Source organism: Piscinibacter sp. HJYY11, from assembly GCF_016735515.1.
In the GTDB taxonomy this organism is placed as follows: domain Bacteria; phylum Pseudomonadota; class Gammaproteobacteria; order Burkholderiales; family Burkholderiaceae_C; genus Rhizobacter.
On record NZ_JAERQZ010000001.1, the window covers coordinates 1 to 13,778 of the forward strand.

General features: G+C 59.7%; 20 protein-coding genes. 19 read left to right on the top strand and 1 reads right to left on the bottom strand.

Going from position 1 to position 13,778, the window contains the following annotated elements; translation table 11 throughout:
- Positions 1-169 precede the first annotated feature (169 nt).
- From JI745_RS00005 to JI745_RS00035, 7 genes are all read left to right on the top strand, one after another.
- Positions 170-601 carry a GNAT family N-acetyltransferase gene (locus JI745_RS00005; RefSeq protein WP_201802794.1) on the top strand — a complete coding sequence of 144 codons (432 nt, stop codon included), beginning with the start codon at positions 170-172 and terminating at the stop codon, positions 599-601.
- Between the two features lie 313 nt (positions 602-914).
- On the top strand, positions 915-1,400 hold the full coding sequence (locus tag JI745_RS00010) for a DUF6882 domain-containing protein (protein ID WP_201802795.1): 486 nt from the start codon (positions 915-917) through the stop codon (positions 1,398-1,400).
- An 85-nt stretch (positions 1,401-1,485) separates the two neighbouring features.
- Complete coding sequence (locus JI745_RS00015) at positions 1,486-2,532, top strand: hypothetical protein (RefSeq protein ID WP_201802796.1); 1,047 nt, start codon at positions 1,486-1,488, stop codon at positions 2,530-2,532.
- Positions 2,533-3,245: 713 nt separating this feature from the next.
- Positions 3,246-3,590 (top strand): multidrug efflux SMR transporter, encoded by a 345-nt coding sequence (locus JI745_RS00020; RefSeq protein ID WP_201802797.1) that lies wholly within the window; start codon positions 3,246-3,248, stop codon positions 3,588-3,590.
- A gap of 95 nt (positions 3,591-3,685) precedes the next feature.
- Complete coding sequence (locus tag JI745_RS26860) at positions 3,686-4,117, top strand: DUF3703 domain-containing protein (RefSeq protein WP_201802798.1); 432 nt, start codon at positions 3,686-3,688, stop codon at positions 4,115-4,117.
- Positions 4,072-4,701, top strand: coding sequence for a LysE family translocator (locus JI745_RS00030; protein ID WP_201802799.1), 630 nt, complete (start codon positions 4,072-4,074; stop codon positions 4,699-4,701). Before JI745_RS26860 ends, JI745_RS00030 begins: the two co-directional genes overlap by 46 nt.
- A gap of 664 nt (positions 4,702-5,365) precedes the next feature.
- Positions 5,366-5,524 carry a hypothetical protein gene (locus JI745_RS00035; RefSeq protein ID WP_201802801.1) on the top strand — a complete coding sequence of 53 codons (159 nt, stop codon included), beginning with the start codon at positions 5,366-5,368 and terminating at the stop codon, positions 5,522-5,524.
- Between the two features lie 269 nt (positions 5,525-5,793).
- On the opposite strand, the gene JI745_RS00040 is transcribed toward JI745_RS00035, so the two are convergent.
- Positions 5,794-5,970: a hypothetical protein gene (locus JI745_RS00040; protein ID WP_201802803.1), complete on the bottom strand. Its 177-nt coding sequence runs from the start codon at positions 5,968-5,970 to the stop codon at positions 5,794-5,796.
- 18 nt (positions 5,971-5,988) lie between these two features.
- On the opposite strand from JI745_RS00040, the gene JI745_RS00045 reads away from it, so the two are divergent.
- The 12 genes from JI745_RS00045 to JI745_RS00100 all read left to right on the top strand — a co-directional run bounded on the left by JI745_RS00045 (position 5,989) and on the right by JI745_RS00100 (position 13,742).
- Positions 5,989-6,429 (top strand): hypothetical protein, encoded by a 441-nt coding sequence (locus tag JI745_RS00045; RefSeq protein ID WP_201802805.1) that lies wholly within the window; start codon positions 5,989-5,991, stop codon positions 6,427-6,429.
- An 89-nt stretch (positions 6,430-6,518) separates the two neighbouring features.
- A complete protein-coding gene (locus JI745_RS00050) occupies positions 6,519-6,902 on the top strand; it encodes a hypothetical protein (RefSeq protein WP_201802807.1) in 384 nt (127 codons plus the stop codon).
- A gap of 77 nt (positions 6,903-6,979) precedes the next feature.
- On the top strand, positions 6,980-7,456 hold the full coding sequence (locus JI745_RS00055; protein ID WP_201802809.1) for a CYTH domain-containing protein: 477 nt from the start codon (positions 6,980-6,982) through the stop codon (positions 7,454-7,456).
- A gap of 903 nt (positions 7,457-8,359) precedes the next feature.
- Positions 8,360-8,782, top strand: a complete 423-nt coding sequence (locus tag JI745_RS00060; RefSeq protein WP_201802811.1) for a GFA family protein — start codon at positions 8,360-8,362, stop codon at positions 8,780-8,782.
- 476 nt (positions 8,783-9,258) lie between these two features.
- Complete coding sequence (locus tag JI745_RS00065; protein ID WP_201802812.1) at positions 9,259-9,660, top strand: GFA family protein; 402 nt, start codon at positions 9,259-9,261, stop codon at positions 9,658-9,660.
- A gap of 145 nt (positions 9,661-9,805) precedes the next feature.
- Entirely contained in the window at positions 9,806-10,177 is a 372-nt protein-coding gene (locus JI745_RS00070) for a hypothetical protein (RefSeq protein WP_236674855.1), read from the top strand.
- Between the two features lie 266 nt (positions 10,178-10,443).
- Entirely contained in the window at positions 10,444-10,788 is a 345-nt protein-coding gene (locus tag JI745_RS00075) for a hypothetical protein (RefSeq protein WP_201802814.1), read from the top strand.
- 225 nt (positions 10,789-11,013) lie between these two features.
- Positions 11,014-11,958, top strand: coding sequence for a hypothetical protein (locus JI745_RS00080; protein ID WP_201802815.1), 945 nt, complete (start codon positions 11,014-11,016; stop codon positions 11,956-11,958).
- A 104-nt stretch (positions 11,959-12,062) separates the two neighbouring features.
- Entirely contained in the window at positions 12,063-12,302 is a 240-nt protein-coding gene (locus tag JI745_RS00085) for a hypothetical protein (protein ID WP_201802816.1), read from the top strand.
- 1 nt (position 12,303) lies between these two features.
- Positions 12,304-12,543, top strand: a complete 240-nt coding sequence (locus tag JI745_RS26865) for a protein-tyrosine phosphatase family protein (protein WP_201802818.1) — start codon at positions 12,304-12,306, stop codon at positions 12,541-12,543.
- Between the two features lie 40 nt (positions 12,544-12,583).
- Positions 12,584-13,147, top strand: a complete 564-nt coding sequence (locus tag JI745_RS00095) for an HAD family hydrolase (protein ID WP_201802820.1) — start codon at positions 12,584-12,586, stop codon at positions 13,145-13,147.
- A 10-nt stretch (positions 13,148-13,157) separates the two neighbouring features.
- Entirely contained in the window at positions 13,158-13,742 is a 585-nt protein-coding gene (locus JI745_RS00100) for a hypothetical protein (RefSeq protein ID WP_201802821.1), read from the top strand.
- Positions 13,743-13,778: the final 36 nt, after the last annotated feature.

Consider the following 13,778-nt stretch of genomic DNA (forward strand, 5'->3'; position numbering starts at 1 on the left):
CCCTTTATGAAGGGCAAGCCCTGGGTTCGCCATGATGAGCACTACCACGTTGACTTCAGTGTTCCTTGCAAGCCCAATGCGGCCTAACCCTTCCATCGAGAGGACCCGCCCCGGCAAGCCGGGTCGGGCCTCTCATGTCAAACGTTAGGCTTCAACGAGGAGTGCTCGCGTGGCGCTTGAATGGAGATACACCGAAGACTCGATTGACTGGGCCGAGCTATCGGCGCTCTACAAGGCTGCACCGCTAGGCGACAAGAAGCCCATGCATTTGCAGAAGGTCTTATCGAACAGCCTGTTCAAGTGCTTCGTCTATGAAGACTCCAAGCTAGTTGGTGCCGGAAGAGCGCTCGCAGACGGAGCCGACTGCTCGTACATCTGCGATATCGCCGTCATGCCAAGTCACCAAGGCAGTGGGCTTGGCAAGCAGATCGTGGCTCATCTTATCGAGGCCTCGCGTGGCCACAAGAAGATCATCTTGTACGCGGTTCCGGGCAAAGAGTCCTTCTATCGGAAGTTCGGCTTCTTGCGCATGAAGACGGCCATGGCCATATTCGAGAATCAGCAGCTAGAGGTGGAGCGAGGCTATCTCAGTGAAGCCTAACCCTTCCATCGAGAGGATCCGCCCCGGCAAGCGATCCTGCCTCAGATGCCAATGGGCATGAGACTCAGTCCAGCCGAACTGGAGTTGTACCAACGAACAGACGAAGTTCTGCACTACGTGTGGGATCCGGTCGGAGTGCCCAGTTTGCCGATGGCCAGGACGAATACCACGGCTTCCTGAAAATCGATTCAAGAGATGGAGAGAAGTCATGGGAGTGAAGGATCGAGATGAAAACTAAACTCGGTCCTCTATGGCTCGTCGGTTGGTCAACAGCGACGTCTCCCATGTCAAACGTCAGAACTCACCAACGCCTATGACTGACGATGAGTTTTCCAGCTTCCTGGACTCAGCAGTGGCTGAGCTACGAGTAAAGCAACAACAACTGACGGACGATCACGGCCTTGGAAAGTTCAGTCGGTGGTGGTTCGACCAAGAGACGGAGACCCTGGAGTTCTTCGACATCAAAGACGCGAAGGCTTTGGAAGCTTCGGTGATTGACATCGGTAGTTACGCGTCCGATTCCAATACGTGGAAATGGGCGTGGGCCAACGATTCCGTTCTTGAGCCTTTGCGGGAAAAAGCAAGCTCTCTGCGAGCCCTGGCAGATCTAACTGGAATGGAGATCTTTGCAAACGAGGATGCCTTTGAGATTGATGGCATGCCTATGGCCTGGGAGCTGGCAGCAATGAGCGTTCGTCACCTTGGAGCGCTCGGCGTCTATCGCGCGCCATCGTCTCAGAGTCCGCTTGCTTCATTCCTGGCAATCATGTCCGTTCGCAAGGCACAAGGTGAGGTCTAAGCCTTCTATCGCGAGGACCCGCCCCGGCAAGCCGGGTCGGGCCGCTCGTGTCAAACGCTAGCTGTCACGAGATCACCTTCGCTCCATGCTCAAGCTTCTCAGATCGCTGCTTCCGGGAAACTCCCGCGACACCGAGGCAGCAACGTCCCCAGCGGAAGTCAAACCTCCTGCAGAGATCGAGGCGCCCGGAGCCAACTCGTTCGACTTGCTGTCACACCTCTCAAACGAGGGCGGCTTTCCCATCCTAGATTGGGAGGCTGCTCTTGCATGGGTCAACTCCATCCCTACTGCGAAGGAGCGGGGTCTCGCCTTGTCCGATCTGGAACGTGCGTGGCTCCGGCATATGCAGGCAGCGCTCGGTCCCTCATACGACCTTCGGGAGACAGAAGAAGCCTTCCTCCTCTCAACCTTGGAGCCGAACGTTGCCAACGCCACCTTGGCCTATGTATCAAAGACGCTGAAACGGGTGGTTCGCGTTCTAGACGGGATCGCGAAGGTGCCTGAGTGGGGAAAAGACATCCTCATCGTGTTCGAAGACGACGAACCCTACTATCAGTACGTGGCCCACTACTACGCCGCAGATGGAGAGTTCGCTGCCAGCAGCGGCATGTTCATCAGCGCAGGCTGCGGCCACTTCGTCACAATCAAATCTGATCTAAGAACGATCGAGCCGGTTGTTGCACACGAGCTCACGCACGGCTGCGTGAGTCACCTGCCAATTCCCGCCTGGCTCAACGAGGGCCTCGCTGTGAGTACGGAGCATCGTCTAAGCCCACAGGGACCGCCGCCCTTCACACCGCAACAGATGCACGCGAAACACCTCGCGTTCTGGGGTAAGACGGAAATCCAGGAATTCTGGTCAGGCAAGTCATTCCTTCGCCCCGACGACGGAAACATGCTCTCCTACGATCTCGCACGTATCCTCGTTTCCCAGCTCAGCAAAGACTGGCAGGCGTTTCGCGTGTTCGTCCTCAATGCAGACCTAGCGGATGCAGGATCGGCATCTGCAAAGGAGCATCTGAAGCTGGACCTTGGCGCTGCCGTCAGCGCGATCCTGGAACGCGAACCACCGGGTAGCTATGCGCCTGGCCCGGCCGAATGGCATACAAGCCCAGAGCGGGGAGGGTTCTGACGTGAAGCGCTGTGTGCCCGCTAGCCCTTCCATCGAGACGACGCCCCTCGGCCAGCCGGGGAACGCCTCTGATGGCAAACGTGAGGCGCCGCATGTACGCATGCCCACATTGCGAAGCAGAGTCCTTCGGTTTTGCGGCCAAGTTGCTGTCTTCGCGTGTCTTCCCCGCAGCCGGCAAACAATGCGGGAGCTTGAGCTTCACGCCCGGCTCCGCCGGTAGTGCAACGCTGGTACTAAACACCCTGCTTCTCGCTGCCGCGGGTCTGGCTTCGGCCTATTGGCAGTCGCCTCTTCCGCTAGTCGCAGGCGCAGTATCGCAGTGGCCATATGGCTTGCCCGCGTGCATCTGCGGCGATCCTGGAGCCTGACTTCTCACGAGGTAGCTCAGGCACGTGTGGCCGAAGGTCTGGGCTGGTTTCTTGCCATCATCTTCAGCTTCGCGCAATGATCCATTTTGTTGCGGCGCCATACGAGGCTGTTCGAAAACCGGCGCCCAACCCTTCCGTCGAGAGGACGTCTCCCGGCAAGCCGGGCGCCGACTCTCATGTCAAACGTAAGGCGTCGCAAGCCGGGTGCCGCCTCTCCTGTCAAACGTGAGGTGCACTGGCAAGGCGCCGTGCACTACCGCGTGACGGTGACCAGCATGGCAAGGGTGTTCTGGACGCAGAAAGCTCGGACTGGCAGAGTCGCACTTGTGCTCCAACGTCACGCCTATGCTCGCCATCACGAACACAACCTCGGCCTGGCTGCTCATCGCCGCCTCTGGACTTCTGGAGATCGCCTTCTCCGTCAGCATGAAGCTTTCTGACGGCTATACAAAGCTGGTTCCTTCCCTCATCTCTATCGGAACTGCCATCCTGAGCGTTTGGCTCATGAGCCTCACGCTCAAGGTCATTCCAGTTGGTACGGCGTATGCGGTCTGGGCCGGCATTGGCGCTGCGGGTACGGCAGTCGTAGGCATGGTGCTCTTCCAAGAGCCCGCAGTACTCGCCCGTATTTGTTGCATCGGTCTGGTCATCGCTGGCATTGTCGGGTTGCAGCTTTTGGCTCCTGCCTGAATGGTGCGGCCCAACCCTTCCGTCAAGAGGACCCGCCCCGGCAGGCAGGGTCGGGCCTTTCATGTCAAACGTTAGGCGTCACGAGGAGGCGCATCATGAGTACGTTCAGCACGAAGATCCGGCCGCATGTTGATGCCGAGATAGTTGCTTCGCTAAACGCAGAGCGAACGGGCCAAACCGACAAGGCGTTCTCTCATCTGGAGAGAGCTCACGTCCTCGGCCAGGCATCGACGGCACACCACGTCAGAGTGCATTGGCACATGCTCATGTGGGCAGCCCGGCATCGGAAGCCAGGAGAGATTCTTGGACAGATTACGTCAGTCCATTCAAGCCGATGCCTGTCGAGCCCGAGCTCGCAGCAAGAATCGGAGAAGCTCGCTCATCGCAAAGATGACGCCCAACCCTTCCATCGAGAGGACGTCCAAGGGCTGTGCCCTTGCGCCGCCTCCCATGTCAAATTGTTTGGCCGCACAGGAGACTCATGGATTCGTCCTTCCTTGCCTTCTTGGTCATCTCTGCTGTCGTGATAGCCACGCCTGGCCCTGACACAGCATTGACAATACGCAACGTTGTCGCGGGCGGTAGACCCGCAGGGTTGGCCACCGCGCTCGGTGTGTCGGTGGGCCAACTCATCTGGGCCATTGCAACCAGTCTTGGCTTGGTTGCCGTTCTTCTGGCATCCGAGCCAATCTTTCATGCTCTACGTTTGGCCGGCGCAGCGTACCTTGTCTACTTGGGGGTGCAATCGCTTCGATCGGCTCTTTCCAAGTCCGCGTTCCCCAGCCTCAAACAGCAGGCACCCAGCACACTGTCACCTCGAAAGGCCTTCTTTCAGGGAATCCTCAACGACTTGGCCAATCCAAAGATGGCAGTGTTTTTTGCGAGTGTCTTGCCACAGTTCGCCCCGCAAGGCCAGGGAATGCTTTCCCACCTCATCCTTTTGGGCCTCGTCTTCTCGTTGCTCACGTTTGCATGGCTTGCCATCTATGTGTCCCTTGTCGCATTTGCCGGCGCATGGCTAAGCCACTCGAAGGTGCGGCGAGCCGTCGACGGAGTAGCCGGCTTCACCCTGGTAGGCATGGGCGTTCGGGTGGCCACCAGCGAGCGCTGACGCGGGTGCGGCCTAACCCTTCAATCGAGGACCCGCCCCGGCAAGCCGGGTGGGGCCTCTCATGTCAAAAGTTCGCGTGCTGGTTCGCCGCAGCCGCAACTGCTCAAAACCTCTAGCCACGAGCCCGGGCCATGATCTTCAGCCGAAGCTCTGACTCCAGAACGACAGCCACTTTTCTTCTCACGATTTGTCTTTCCAGGTTGGCCAAGTCCGGCGCTGTCTCGCAGCGCTGAGAAGATTTCTGTGGCAGGTCGATCGGAGCACCTCGCTTTGACGACGAGACATGCTTCAGAATTTTCGGCCGGTTGCTCATGGCAGTACTCAAAGAGTTCCTTTGAGTCTTACTGCCGGCTGTTTCAACGGTGCTTCAGATGCCAATTTCCTCGTTTCATTCGTTTCCGTGTGCATTCCCGACTGCTGGCGCGCCTCAGTGCATTGCAGTGCTGCTGCAGCGCTCTGACCACTCCATCGAGAGGACGCGTCCCTGCACGCCGGATCGGGCGCCTCTTGTCCAACATTAGGCGCCCTGAAGCTTGAAGCTGAGCCCGGGGGTTGCCGGAAGTACTGCAACCGGGGTGCTCGGCGAGTTCGTCGCTCAGCTTCTTCGAGGTCGGATTGAGGAAAGCCGCATGGGTTACTCTGCGCACTCACTACTGGAGAAGTGATGATCATCAAAGCCCAGCGCAACCGCGCGCGACGTCATGTCCTGCGAGATAACGTTCACCGTGCGAAACGCGCGGTAAAGGCAGGACTGCCGGGAGCGAAGGAGCGTCTGAAGGCGCACCTCGCCGCACGATTGGCATACGCCGAAACAGGGAAGTAGGCGTGAGGCGGCTGCTGGTGATGGTGATGTCAGCACTCCTGGCAAAGCCGTCAGGCCGCCTCTCGGCCGGAGCGCCTAACCCTCCCATCGAGAGGACGTCGCCCGGCAAGCCGGGCGCGGCCTCTCATGTCAAACGGTAGGCCGCATTTGGATCGATGCTTCGATACGCATTCCTTCGCGTTGCCTCCCTCAGAGGGCTATCGGGACAAGCGGTAGGCGCGAGAGCCGGTGCTGCGGCTTGGTCAGCAACGGGCGGATCGAAAACAGCATCAAGCTGCCAGAAAGCGAAAAGAAATGCGTGAATTCGCAGTCGCCGAGGTGGCTAACCCGTCCATCACGTTGACCAGCCGCGGCAGGCCAGGGCTGGGCTCATTGGTCACGTCGGAGAGAATTTGAGCGGCATGCCAATCACACCATTTCACTTCGGGCCTGGAGCGCTTCTGCATGCGGTGGCTCCGAAGCATGTGAGCTTCCTGTCTTTCTGCGCAGCCAATGTGCTCATTGATCTGGAGTCGCTCTACAACCTCATCCACCAGCGGCATCCGGTACATGCGTTCTTCCACACGTATGTGGGTGCGACGCTGGTCGTCGTCGCAGCCGTCCTGCTGTTCTTGGGCCTGCGCGCGTTCGCATCGCGCTACTGGTTTCCCAATCTGTTTCGCTGGCGGGAACTCAGTTCAAAGCAAGTCGGTATTGGTGCTGCGCTGGGTGCGTACTCGCACGTGGTGCTAGACAGCGCCATGCACAGCGACATGCGGCCACTTTCGCCCTTTGCGCTCGGCAATTTGCTGCTTGGCGTCGTTCCCCTGAGCACGCTCCACCTGGCCTGTCTGGTCCTTGGCGCCGTTGGCGGTGTCGTGGTGGCAGTCAGATGGTTCGTCAACGGCGGTGAGAATGCGCTCTAGCCCTTCCATCGAGAGGACCCGTTGCGGCGAGCCGGGTCGCCTTTCATGTCAAACGTTGGCCGCCACAAGCGAGTAGTCAGAAGATGCAAATGCGGGACTACGTTCTCTTCTCGTTTTTCTTGCTGCCGACAGTCTGCCTGTCAGTTGAGCAACAGCCCAACGCAGACAGGCATTTCACGGACCTGTGCACCAAGGCGGTCGATGAGCTGTACTCCGATCCGGAGATCGAACCACTTTTCCCGTCTGTTCCAGATGCCGTTTCGACGACGTGCAAGTGCGTCCACTCTCGGGTTTCAGCGGATGTTCAGTTGCTCTCCACATTCCAGCGTCTGAATGGGGGTGGCCTCACACAGGCGGAGTCAAAGAAGTTGAACGCCTATGTGTTTGGTCGATTTCTTGTCGGTGCCTTGTCCTGCATGGCCAATGACATTGACCGCGCCACCAAGGGAATTGGTCCCCGAGGTGTCGGCTAATCCTTCCATCGCGAGGGGCTGCCCGGCAAGCCGGGTGAGGCTTCTCATGTCGCACGTTAGGCGGTCGAGGAGAGCAGGTGGGCGTTGAAATCGAACGAAAATTCTTGGTTGTAGGCTCCGCACGGCGCCAAGGCGGCGGCATTCGCTTCAGTCAGGGCTACCTCAACCGGGCCAAAGACCGAACCGTGCGCGTTCGGATTGCGGGAGAGCAGGCCTACCTGACGATCAAAGGTCGGAATGAAGGTGCTTCAAGGAGCGAGTTCGAGTACGAGATTCCCCTCGCCGATGGCCAAGAACTCCTGCTGCTCTGCGAGCGTCCTCTGATCGAGAAGATTCGCAGGGTCGTCCGGCACGAGCAAAGCACCTGGGAAGTCGATGAGTTCCTGGGGGAGAACGCTGGTCTCGTCGTTGCAGAGATTGAGTTGCAGTCGGAGGAGCAGTCGTTTTCGCGTCCGGAGTGGCTTGGAGAAGAGGTCACTCACGACGCGCGCTATTTCAACTCCAGTCTGTCTAAGCACCCCTTTGGCCGTTGGCATGCGAAGCCGGCCGACTGACCCAAGTGGCTTTGGCGCTGCTGATCGCGGCGATCTGTGGCCGCTGTTCGATCAGCGAATCACGCTAGCCACGTCCCGGGAGCGCCGTCGTTGCTTGCGCTGGCCGGTGTTAGCTTGTCGTTTGGCGAGCGTCATGCGCCTGCTTCTCGCGGTTGCGTTCTTCAGCTGGATCCTTCTGCAAGTGCGGCAGTCGAAACACGCTGGCGGGATGTTGTCCCAGACTACGCATCGGCATCGATCGAGCTCATGAATAGGCTCATGGAGTTCTTCTCTGAAGTAGAACTGCCTACCCTTCCTCCGAGAGGTCCAGCCTTGGCAACCCGGATCGGGCCCCTGATGTCATACATTGAACGCCGCTGAAATGCATTGGCTCAGGTTGGCGAAGCATCTTTGGGCCCTTCCGTGCTCCCTGGTCGGGCTTCTATTGGCGGTCGTGCTGCTTGCCATGGGTGGCAAGGCAAAGTATTCGGCGGGCGCCCTGGAGGTCACCTATCGCCGGTGCCCAGCGGACTGCGGCAGGCTCGCAAGCAGCCTGTCGTTTCGTGGCATCGTCCTTGGCCATGTCATCCTCGCTGTCACGGAGGAAGAGCTTGTTCGCATCGGACCGCACGAGCGAGTGCACGTCGAGCAGTATGAGCGCTGGGGTCCCTTCTTCTTTCTCGCGTATGGAGCGTCAAGCCTCTGGCAGTTGCTCCAGGCTCGAGATCCCTACTGGGACAACCACTTTGAGGTCCAGGCTCGACAGCGAAGTGCGGAGGTTCATCGGCAGAGCGGCGGCGCCTGATCCTTCGGTCGAGAGGTCGTCACCAGGGGCGCGCGCTGGCGCCGCCTCTCGTGTCAAACGGTAGGCATCACTGGCAGCAGAATACGAGGCTGCATCTCATTCGAATGGCGAGGTAATTCATGAAGACCTACTCCGGTGGCTGCCTCTGCGGGGAGATTCGCTATGAAGTCACGGCCGATCCCGGCCCTTCGCGAATCTGCTGGTGTCGAGACTGTCAACGCATCGCATCCAATGGGACCGCGAATGTCGTGTTTCCAAGTGCGGCACTCAAAGTGACTGGCACGACGGGTCAACATGAGAAGACTGCTGACAGCGGAAACACGGTGACCCGCCGCTTCTGTCCCAAGTGCGGCACCCAGCTGTTCTCTGATTCGACCGGTCGCCAGGGCTTGACCGTCGTTCGTTTGGGCACACTCGATGACCCGTCGTCCATCAAGCCGACAGCCACCATCTGGAGCGCCAGCGCGCCGAGCTGGGCCTGCATCGACGGGGCGCTGGAGGTCTTCAAAGGTCCACCGCCTTCCGTGCCCCACAAAAAGTGATGCCAGTCCGAGCACCAAGAGGACCAGTCGCGGCGATCCGGGCACGGTCTCTCATGTCGAATGTCGGGCCGCCTCAAAGAATCTCGGACCCTTCTGCCAGCTGCGACGAACGGCTTCATTGCAGTCACACGGAAGTGCCTGAGGTTTCCGTGGACCAAGGGTGGTTTGTGCACCTTGGCTTGGCGGTGGCCGCAATCTCGCGGCGCGTCCGAGGCCTTGTGCCTTCAGCCGGACCCAAGCCCTGAGGGACTTCAGCCGCGCACCCATCAGTAGCTCACCGAACCTTGCTTTGGCATCCTGTGCGGGCCGCACGGGCAAGAGCCGCCACCTTTTGCTTGACGAGAATAGCGACCCCGTGAACACGTACGCTCAGGATGCGGCCTGGCTCTTCCATCGACGGGGAGGGCGCCCGCCAAGCCAGGGCGCGCCATTCATGTCATCTGTAGGACGCGCAGGCTCGTCACTGGAGGATCGCCATGTTCAAGAGTGTTGGAGGAGTTCAGATCAAGGAGAAGCACCGGGCCTCCTGTCATTGCGGTGCCGTCGTCCTGGAGCTCGATCTCCCTGACGGAATCGTCAATCCACTGCGATGCAACTGCTCGATGTGCCGTCGGAAAGGCGCCATCATGGGCTCAGTGGCGAGGTCTGGTCTCAGGGTCGTGCAAGGCGAGTCGTCGTTGAAGGAATACCAGTTCAACACGAAGGTCGCCCGTCACTACTTCTGTTCCAACTGCGGCGTCTACACACACCACCAGCGCCGCTCGAACCCGGATGAATGCGGCTACAACGTTGGGTGTCTTGAAGGCGTGGATCCCTTTGACCTGGAGCCTGTCCGCGTCAGTGATGGCGCCAACCACCTTCTTGATCGAAAGTCATGAGAGCAGGGCGGCTGTGGGTCATCATGCTGCCGCCGCAATTCGTCGAGAGCTCCCATGCCAGCATGACGCACAACCCTTCAATGGAGGGAACGTTCCCCGGCAAGCCGGGCCACGCGTGTCATCTCAATCGCTAGCCGGCGCAGCTGTGGACGGCGTTCTATTTCTTCTCTTCATCGTTCCCCTCGCATCGGTGTGGGTCAGCGTCGTCTACTTCTTTTCAGCTCCAAAGGATGCTGCGTCGGGTGACGTGCTGCTGGGCGCCCTGCCTGGGCTGGCCTTGGCATCCCTCACGACCCTGGGTCTGCTGACCACGGAAGGCAGGCCACTCCAACCGCAGGTTGGCGTTCCACTGTTCCTCGTCTCACTGGTCGTCCCGCCCATCCTGATGGCTCTCGCCATCAAGGTGTATCGCGGGAGCTGGCGAGTTCCTGTCCTTCAGACCATCAATGCCGCTTGCTACCTGGAGCTTCTTTGGGTCGCGTTCTTCACATTTCTTGGTCTTCGAGTGGGCCACTAGCGGTCCATGCCGTTTCCACCGGGAACTGGAAACCGGCTGTGTGAGACTTGGACGACCTGCTTCTCTTGGCTGGTTTCTTGTCACTTCTTCAGCTTCGCGCAAAGAACACCTTGCAGCCTGACGACTTCATTCGAGATAGCTCGGACAGCGGCGCGTTACGCTTCCGATCCAGACCACCGGTCCCGGCGAACCGGGCCTGACCTCCTATGTCGAACTGAGGCGCTGCGGGCGGGGCACTGCCTCACCACCACACGACCGCTGACAGAATGGACCAGATGTCACCGAACAATTTCGACCTTGAGCTGCAAGGGCTTCACGCCCGCTCCGTGGGCAGACTTCTTGCGACCGAAGTGTTTGACAAGGATGCTTTCGACGCGCTCAGATCCCACCTGTGCGAGAAGGCGGAGCTTCTCAAGTCGGAGCACGTCGTCTCGAAGCAAATCCTGGATTGCCTGCTTTCAGCGGTTCAGGTCATTCAAAGTCGCGCGGAATACCTGCCAGAGGCCAGGGATCATGTCGCCATGGCCGACGAGTTCTTCATGCTCCTCGGGCAAATCGTCATCGGAGAAGGCTGCAACGATCGCAGGCCCGGCGTTCCTCGTGTTCGGTAAAGCCGCACCAGGTGCTCCGAGGGGACGGGCCCCGGGGGAAGGTCCGGTCGGCTTGTCATGTCAAACCTGAAGCGGCAGGAAGATCGCTGAGATCCTGAAGGTGGCTGTTGAACTCGACGAACCCGACGTCTCTCCCAAGTGGGATGCCGACGTTGATGGAATGAGTTGTGCCACGTATCGTCTCCAGCATTGAGGCCGACCCTCCACGGCCAACGGCTCGAGCAAATGCAAAACTTCATTCTGAGACCGGGGCCGGCGCTGATGGCGCAGCGTTGGGTGAAAGATGGCGACGAGGACCTGAGCGAACGGGTCGATGTGTCGATGCGAGCGCATCAACACCTCTTCGAGACGGTCGAGCTGGACGCTTGCGTGACCTTGGCAGACGTTCTGGGTCTGCTGGCAAAGGACGCCACGCTGCGCCAGGTGTTTCATCGCGACTGGTCGGAAGAGATCTGTGCGGAGGCGCAGCTGGGCGCGTTTCCGCTTTCCAGCCGCGAGCCGTCATTGAACGAGCGGATGGAGTACCTTGAGCTGTACCAGCAATGGGGCTACGACAGCAGCCGGCGAACCTATCTCCCAACGCAGCGATTGCAGCTTCACGGACTCGGCGCCGAACTGGAAGACGATGCTCCTGCGTACGGCCGGAAGAAGGGCGAGCGGATTGCGTGGTCGATCTCGCTCACACCGGTGCGCGAGCTGTTGACGCTGCCGATTCGCGTCTGCCCGGGAGTGATTGTCGTTGAGGACGATGTGGACTCCCGGTCGTATGGACTGGAGATCGGTCGTGTGTTTCATCCCGACGTGACGTTGGGGCAGATCGTCGATGGGGTGCTGAATGAGCTCGGGTTTCATGGCGGGCCGGCCCAGCGAGACGCGCTCGCTGAAGAACTTGGGAGGAGGGCACAAGAAGCTACCGACGGGCCCGCTGAGCTCGTCAGCATCGACGACCTCTTCAAGGAGTCGGTGCAACCCGCCTGCGACGCCATGTTTGATGACCTGGGAGGGCGAACGTCGCGGGAGATCCAGAAGGCCATGCGACTCATCGCGGACGACGAGAACGCGGCAAACTGGTTCCACCGAACGTTTGACGGCGCGGTCGTGGTGAAAGCCCAATTCCGCAACCGAACTGGCAGGGAGTTCAGGAAGGCCTTCCGAGCAGCCAATCGATAGGACGCCTCGTCACCAGCATTCCCTCCATTGGGGGCTCACGCTCAGGAGGGTTGTCGACCCGGCATCATCTCCGCCATGATGCTCTCCACAACAGGGAGGGATCCATGACAGGGGTTGACGTTCAGGAAATCTCGCTCGATGACCAGTACCGACTGGCACTGGCGCACGATACGGTGAAGAAGCACTTTGCGGCGGCGATCGAGCACTTCGACGAAGAATTCGGGCCGGGTACCGTGCTGGAGAAACCGGAGTTGCTGGCGGTCTTCGTCCACGCAGCGGCCATGGAATCCTTGGCCTCTGCGATTGCGGGTGCGAACGCGAGGAAAGACACGTCGACACTCTAAGGTGCAGCAGAATGCGGACGCTCTGCGCGACCAGCTTCAGCACGGCCGGGCGGTGGCCATCCACTGTCGGGCCGGCATCGGACGCACGGGCGTGGTCGCCGGCAGTCTCCTCCATCTGCTTGGCATCCCCTGCAAGGACATCTTTCACCGGCTGAGTCGAAGCCGCGGCGTGTCGATGCCCGCGACAAGTTCCCAAGCCGACTGGGTCGAGCAGTTCTGGAAGGTGCGGCGTGGGTCCTGAGGGTTTCAACACGTCGACGCAGGTCGGAGAGCTGTCGCCTGTGAAGCACATCCTCTTCGATGCCGATGGAGTTCTCCAGCACGCCACCCAGCACTGGCAACCTGCGTTGCAGTCGGTCCTCGGCCTCAGCGATGAGGCACAGGCGAAGGCCGTCCTCGACGACATCTTCCAGGCCGAAACCGAGGTGCTCGAAACCGAGGGTGGTTTCGCAGAACGGCTGGAGCGCGTCCTGGCCAAGTGGAATCGACCAGGCCTTCTGTCGCAGACGCTGGATGTGATCCACGCGATCGAGGTCTTCGACGACGTGATGAGCACCGTGCAGGCCCTCCGCAGGCGAGGCGTGCGCTGCCACGTCGCAAGCAATCAGCAATGCGCGCGAGCCGAGGTGGGATTGGCTCGACGCAAGCATGTGAACCTGTCGCGTCTTCAAGAGCATGCCCGCACCCACGGTGGCGAGTGCCTCACCGAGGCGTACATCACCAGCCGCACCTACTACCGGTTCCGGTGTGCCGAGGGCCATGAGTGGGAGGCGCGCGCCGGCAATGTTCTTCAGGGAGGGTGGTGCGCTACATGCCGAGCCGCAGAGCGGGTCGGCAAACGTTAGCGCGCATCAAATGACTATCGAGTCGCCCTATCACGTCAAGTACGGAAGCCTCGAGCTGTTCCTAGGCAGCATCACGCAGCGGGAAGCCGATCCCACGTACTCGTTGCTAAAGACGCATCTGGTCTTCGAAGAAGTGCTGCGGGACTACATACAAAGTCGTCTGCCGCATCCACAAGCACTTGATGGCGCTCGCCTCACGTTCGCGCAGCGCCTAGCAGTCGCTCGGGCGATTTCAACCCATGTATCTCCGGACAATTGGCATTGGGTCGCAATCGCAGATCTGAACAAACTACGAAACCTGCTTGCACACAATCTTCAACCCGCCGAGCTGCGAGGCAAGATCGAAAGCTACACAGAGTCAGTTATCGGCAAGCTCGGTGTGTCTTTGCCAGAACCTAAGCAGCGTGAAGAAGGGATCGAACTGCCAGAAGAAGAGATTCCACGCTACTCTGCGTTCGACATGGCAAACGCAGCACTCTTTACGTACTCATGTTCCTTGCTTGGCTTAGTCTCAGCAGACCTTATTGCAAGAGAACAGCGTCGAGAAGGTGAGCTACGGAGCAATGCAGTGGAGCCGCCGAAAGATGCGCGCTAACCCTTCCATCGAGAGGACGTCACAAGGGCTACGCCC

What these genes read in the sequence shown, in the direction of transcription:
- JI745_RS00010 (WP_201802795.1), top strand. Translation starts at nt 915, where the DNA reads ATGACTGACGATGAGTTTTCCAGCTTCCTGGACTCAGCAGTGGCTGAG.
- JI745_RS00015 (WP_201802796.1), top strand. Translation starts at nt 1,486, where the DNA reads ATGCTCAAGCTTCTCAGATCGCTGCTTCCGGGAAACTCCCGCGACACC.
- JI745_RS00020 (WP_201802797.1), top strand. Translation starts at nt 3,246, where the DNA reads ATGCTCGCCATCACGAACACAACCTCGGCCTGGCTGCTCATCGCCGCC.
- JI745_RS26860 (WP_201802798.1), top strand. Translation starts at nt 3,686, where the DNA reads ATGAGTACGTTCAGCACGAAGATCCGGCCGCATGTTGATGCCGAGATA.
- JI745_RS00030 (WP_201802799.1), top strand. Translation starts at nt 4,072, where the DNA reads ATGGATTCGTCCTTCCTTGCCTTCTTGGTCATCTCTGCTGTCGTGATA.
- JI745_RS00035 (WP_201802801.1), top strand. Translation starts at nt 5,366, where the DNA reads ATGATCATCAAAGCCCAGCGCAACCGCGCGCGACGTCATGTCCTGCGA.
- JI745_RS00040 (WP_201802803.1), bottom strand. Translation starts at nt 5,970, where the DNA reads ATGCAGAAGCGCTCCAGGCCCGAAGTGAAATGGTGTGATTGGCATGCC.
- JI745_RS00050 (WP_201802807.1), top strand. Translation starts at nt 6,519, where the DNA reads ATGCGGGACTACGTTCTCTTCTCGTTTTTCTTGCTGCCGACAGTCTGC.
- JI745_RS00060 (WP_201802811.1), top strand. Translation starts at nt 8,360, where the DNA reads ATGAAGACCTACTCCGGTGGCTGCCTCTGCGGGGAGATTCGCTATGAA.
- JI745_RS00065 (WP_201802812.1), top strand. Translation starts at nt 9,259, where the DNA reads ATGTTCAAGAGTGTTGGAGGAGTTCAGATCAAGGAGAAGCACCGGGCC.
- JI745_RS00075 (WP_201802814.1), top strand. Translation starts at nt 10,444, where the DNA reads ATGGACCAGATGTCACCGAACAATTTCGACCTTGAGCTGCAAGGGCTT.
- JI745_RS00080 (WP_201802815.1), top strand. Translation starts at nt 11,014, where the DNA reads ATGCAAAACTTCATTCTGAGACCGGGGCCGGCGCTGATGGCGCAGCGT.
- JI745_RS00085 (WP_201802816.1), top strand. Translation starts at nt 12,063, where the DNA reads ATGACAGGGGTTGACGTTCAGGAAATCTCGCTCGATGACCAGTACCGA.
- JI745_RS00100 (WP_201802821.1), top strand. Translation starts at nt 13,158, where the DNA reads ATGACTATCGAGTCGCCCTATCACGTCAAGTACGGAAGCCTCGAGCTG.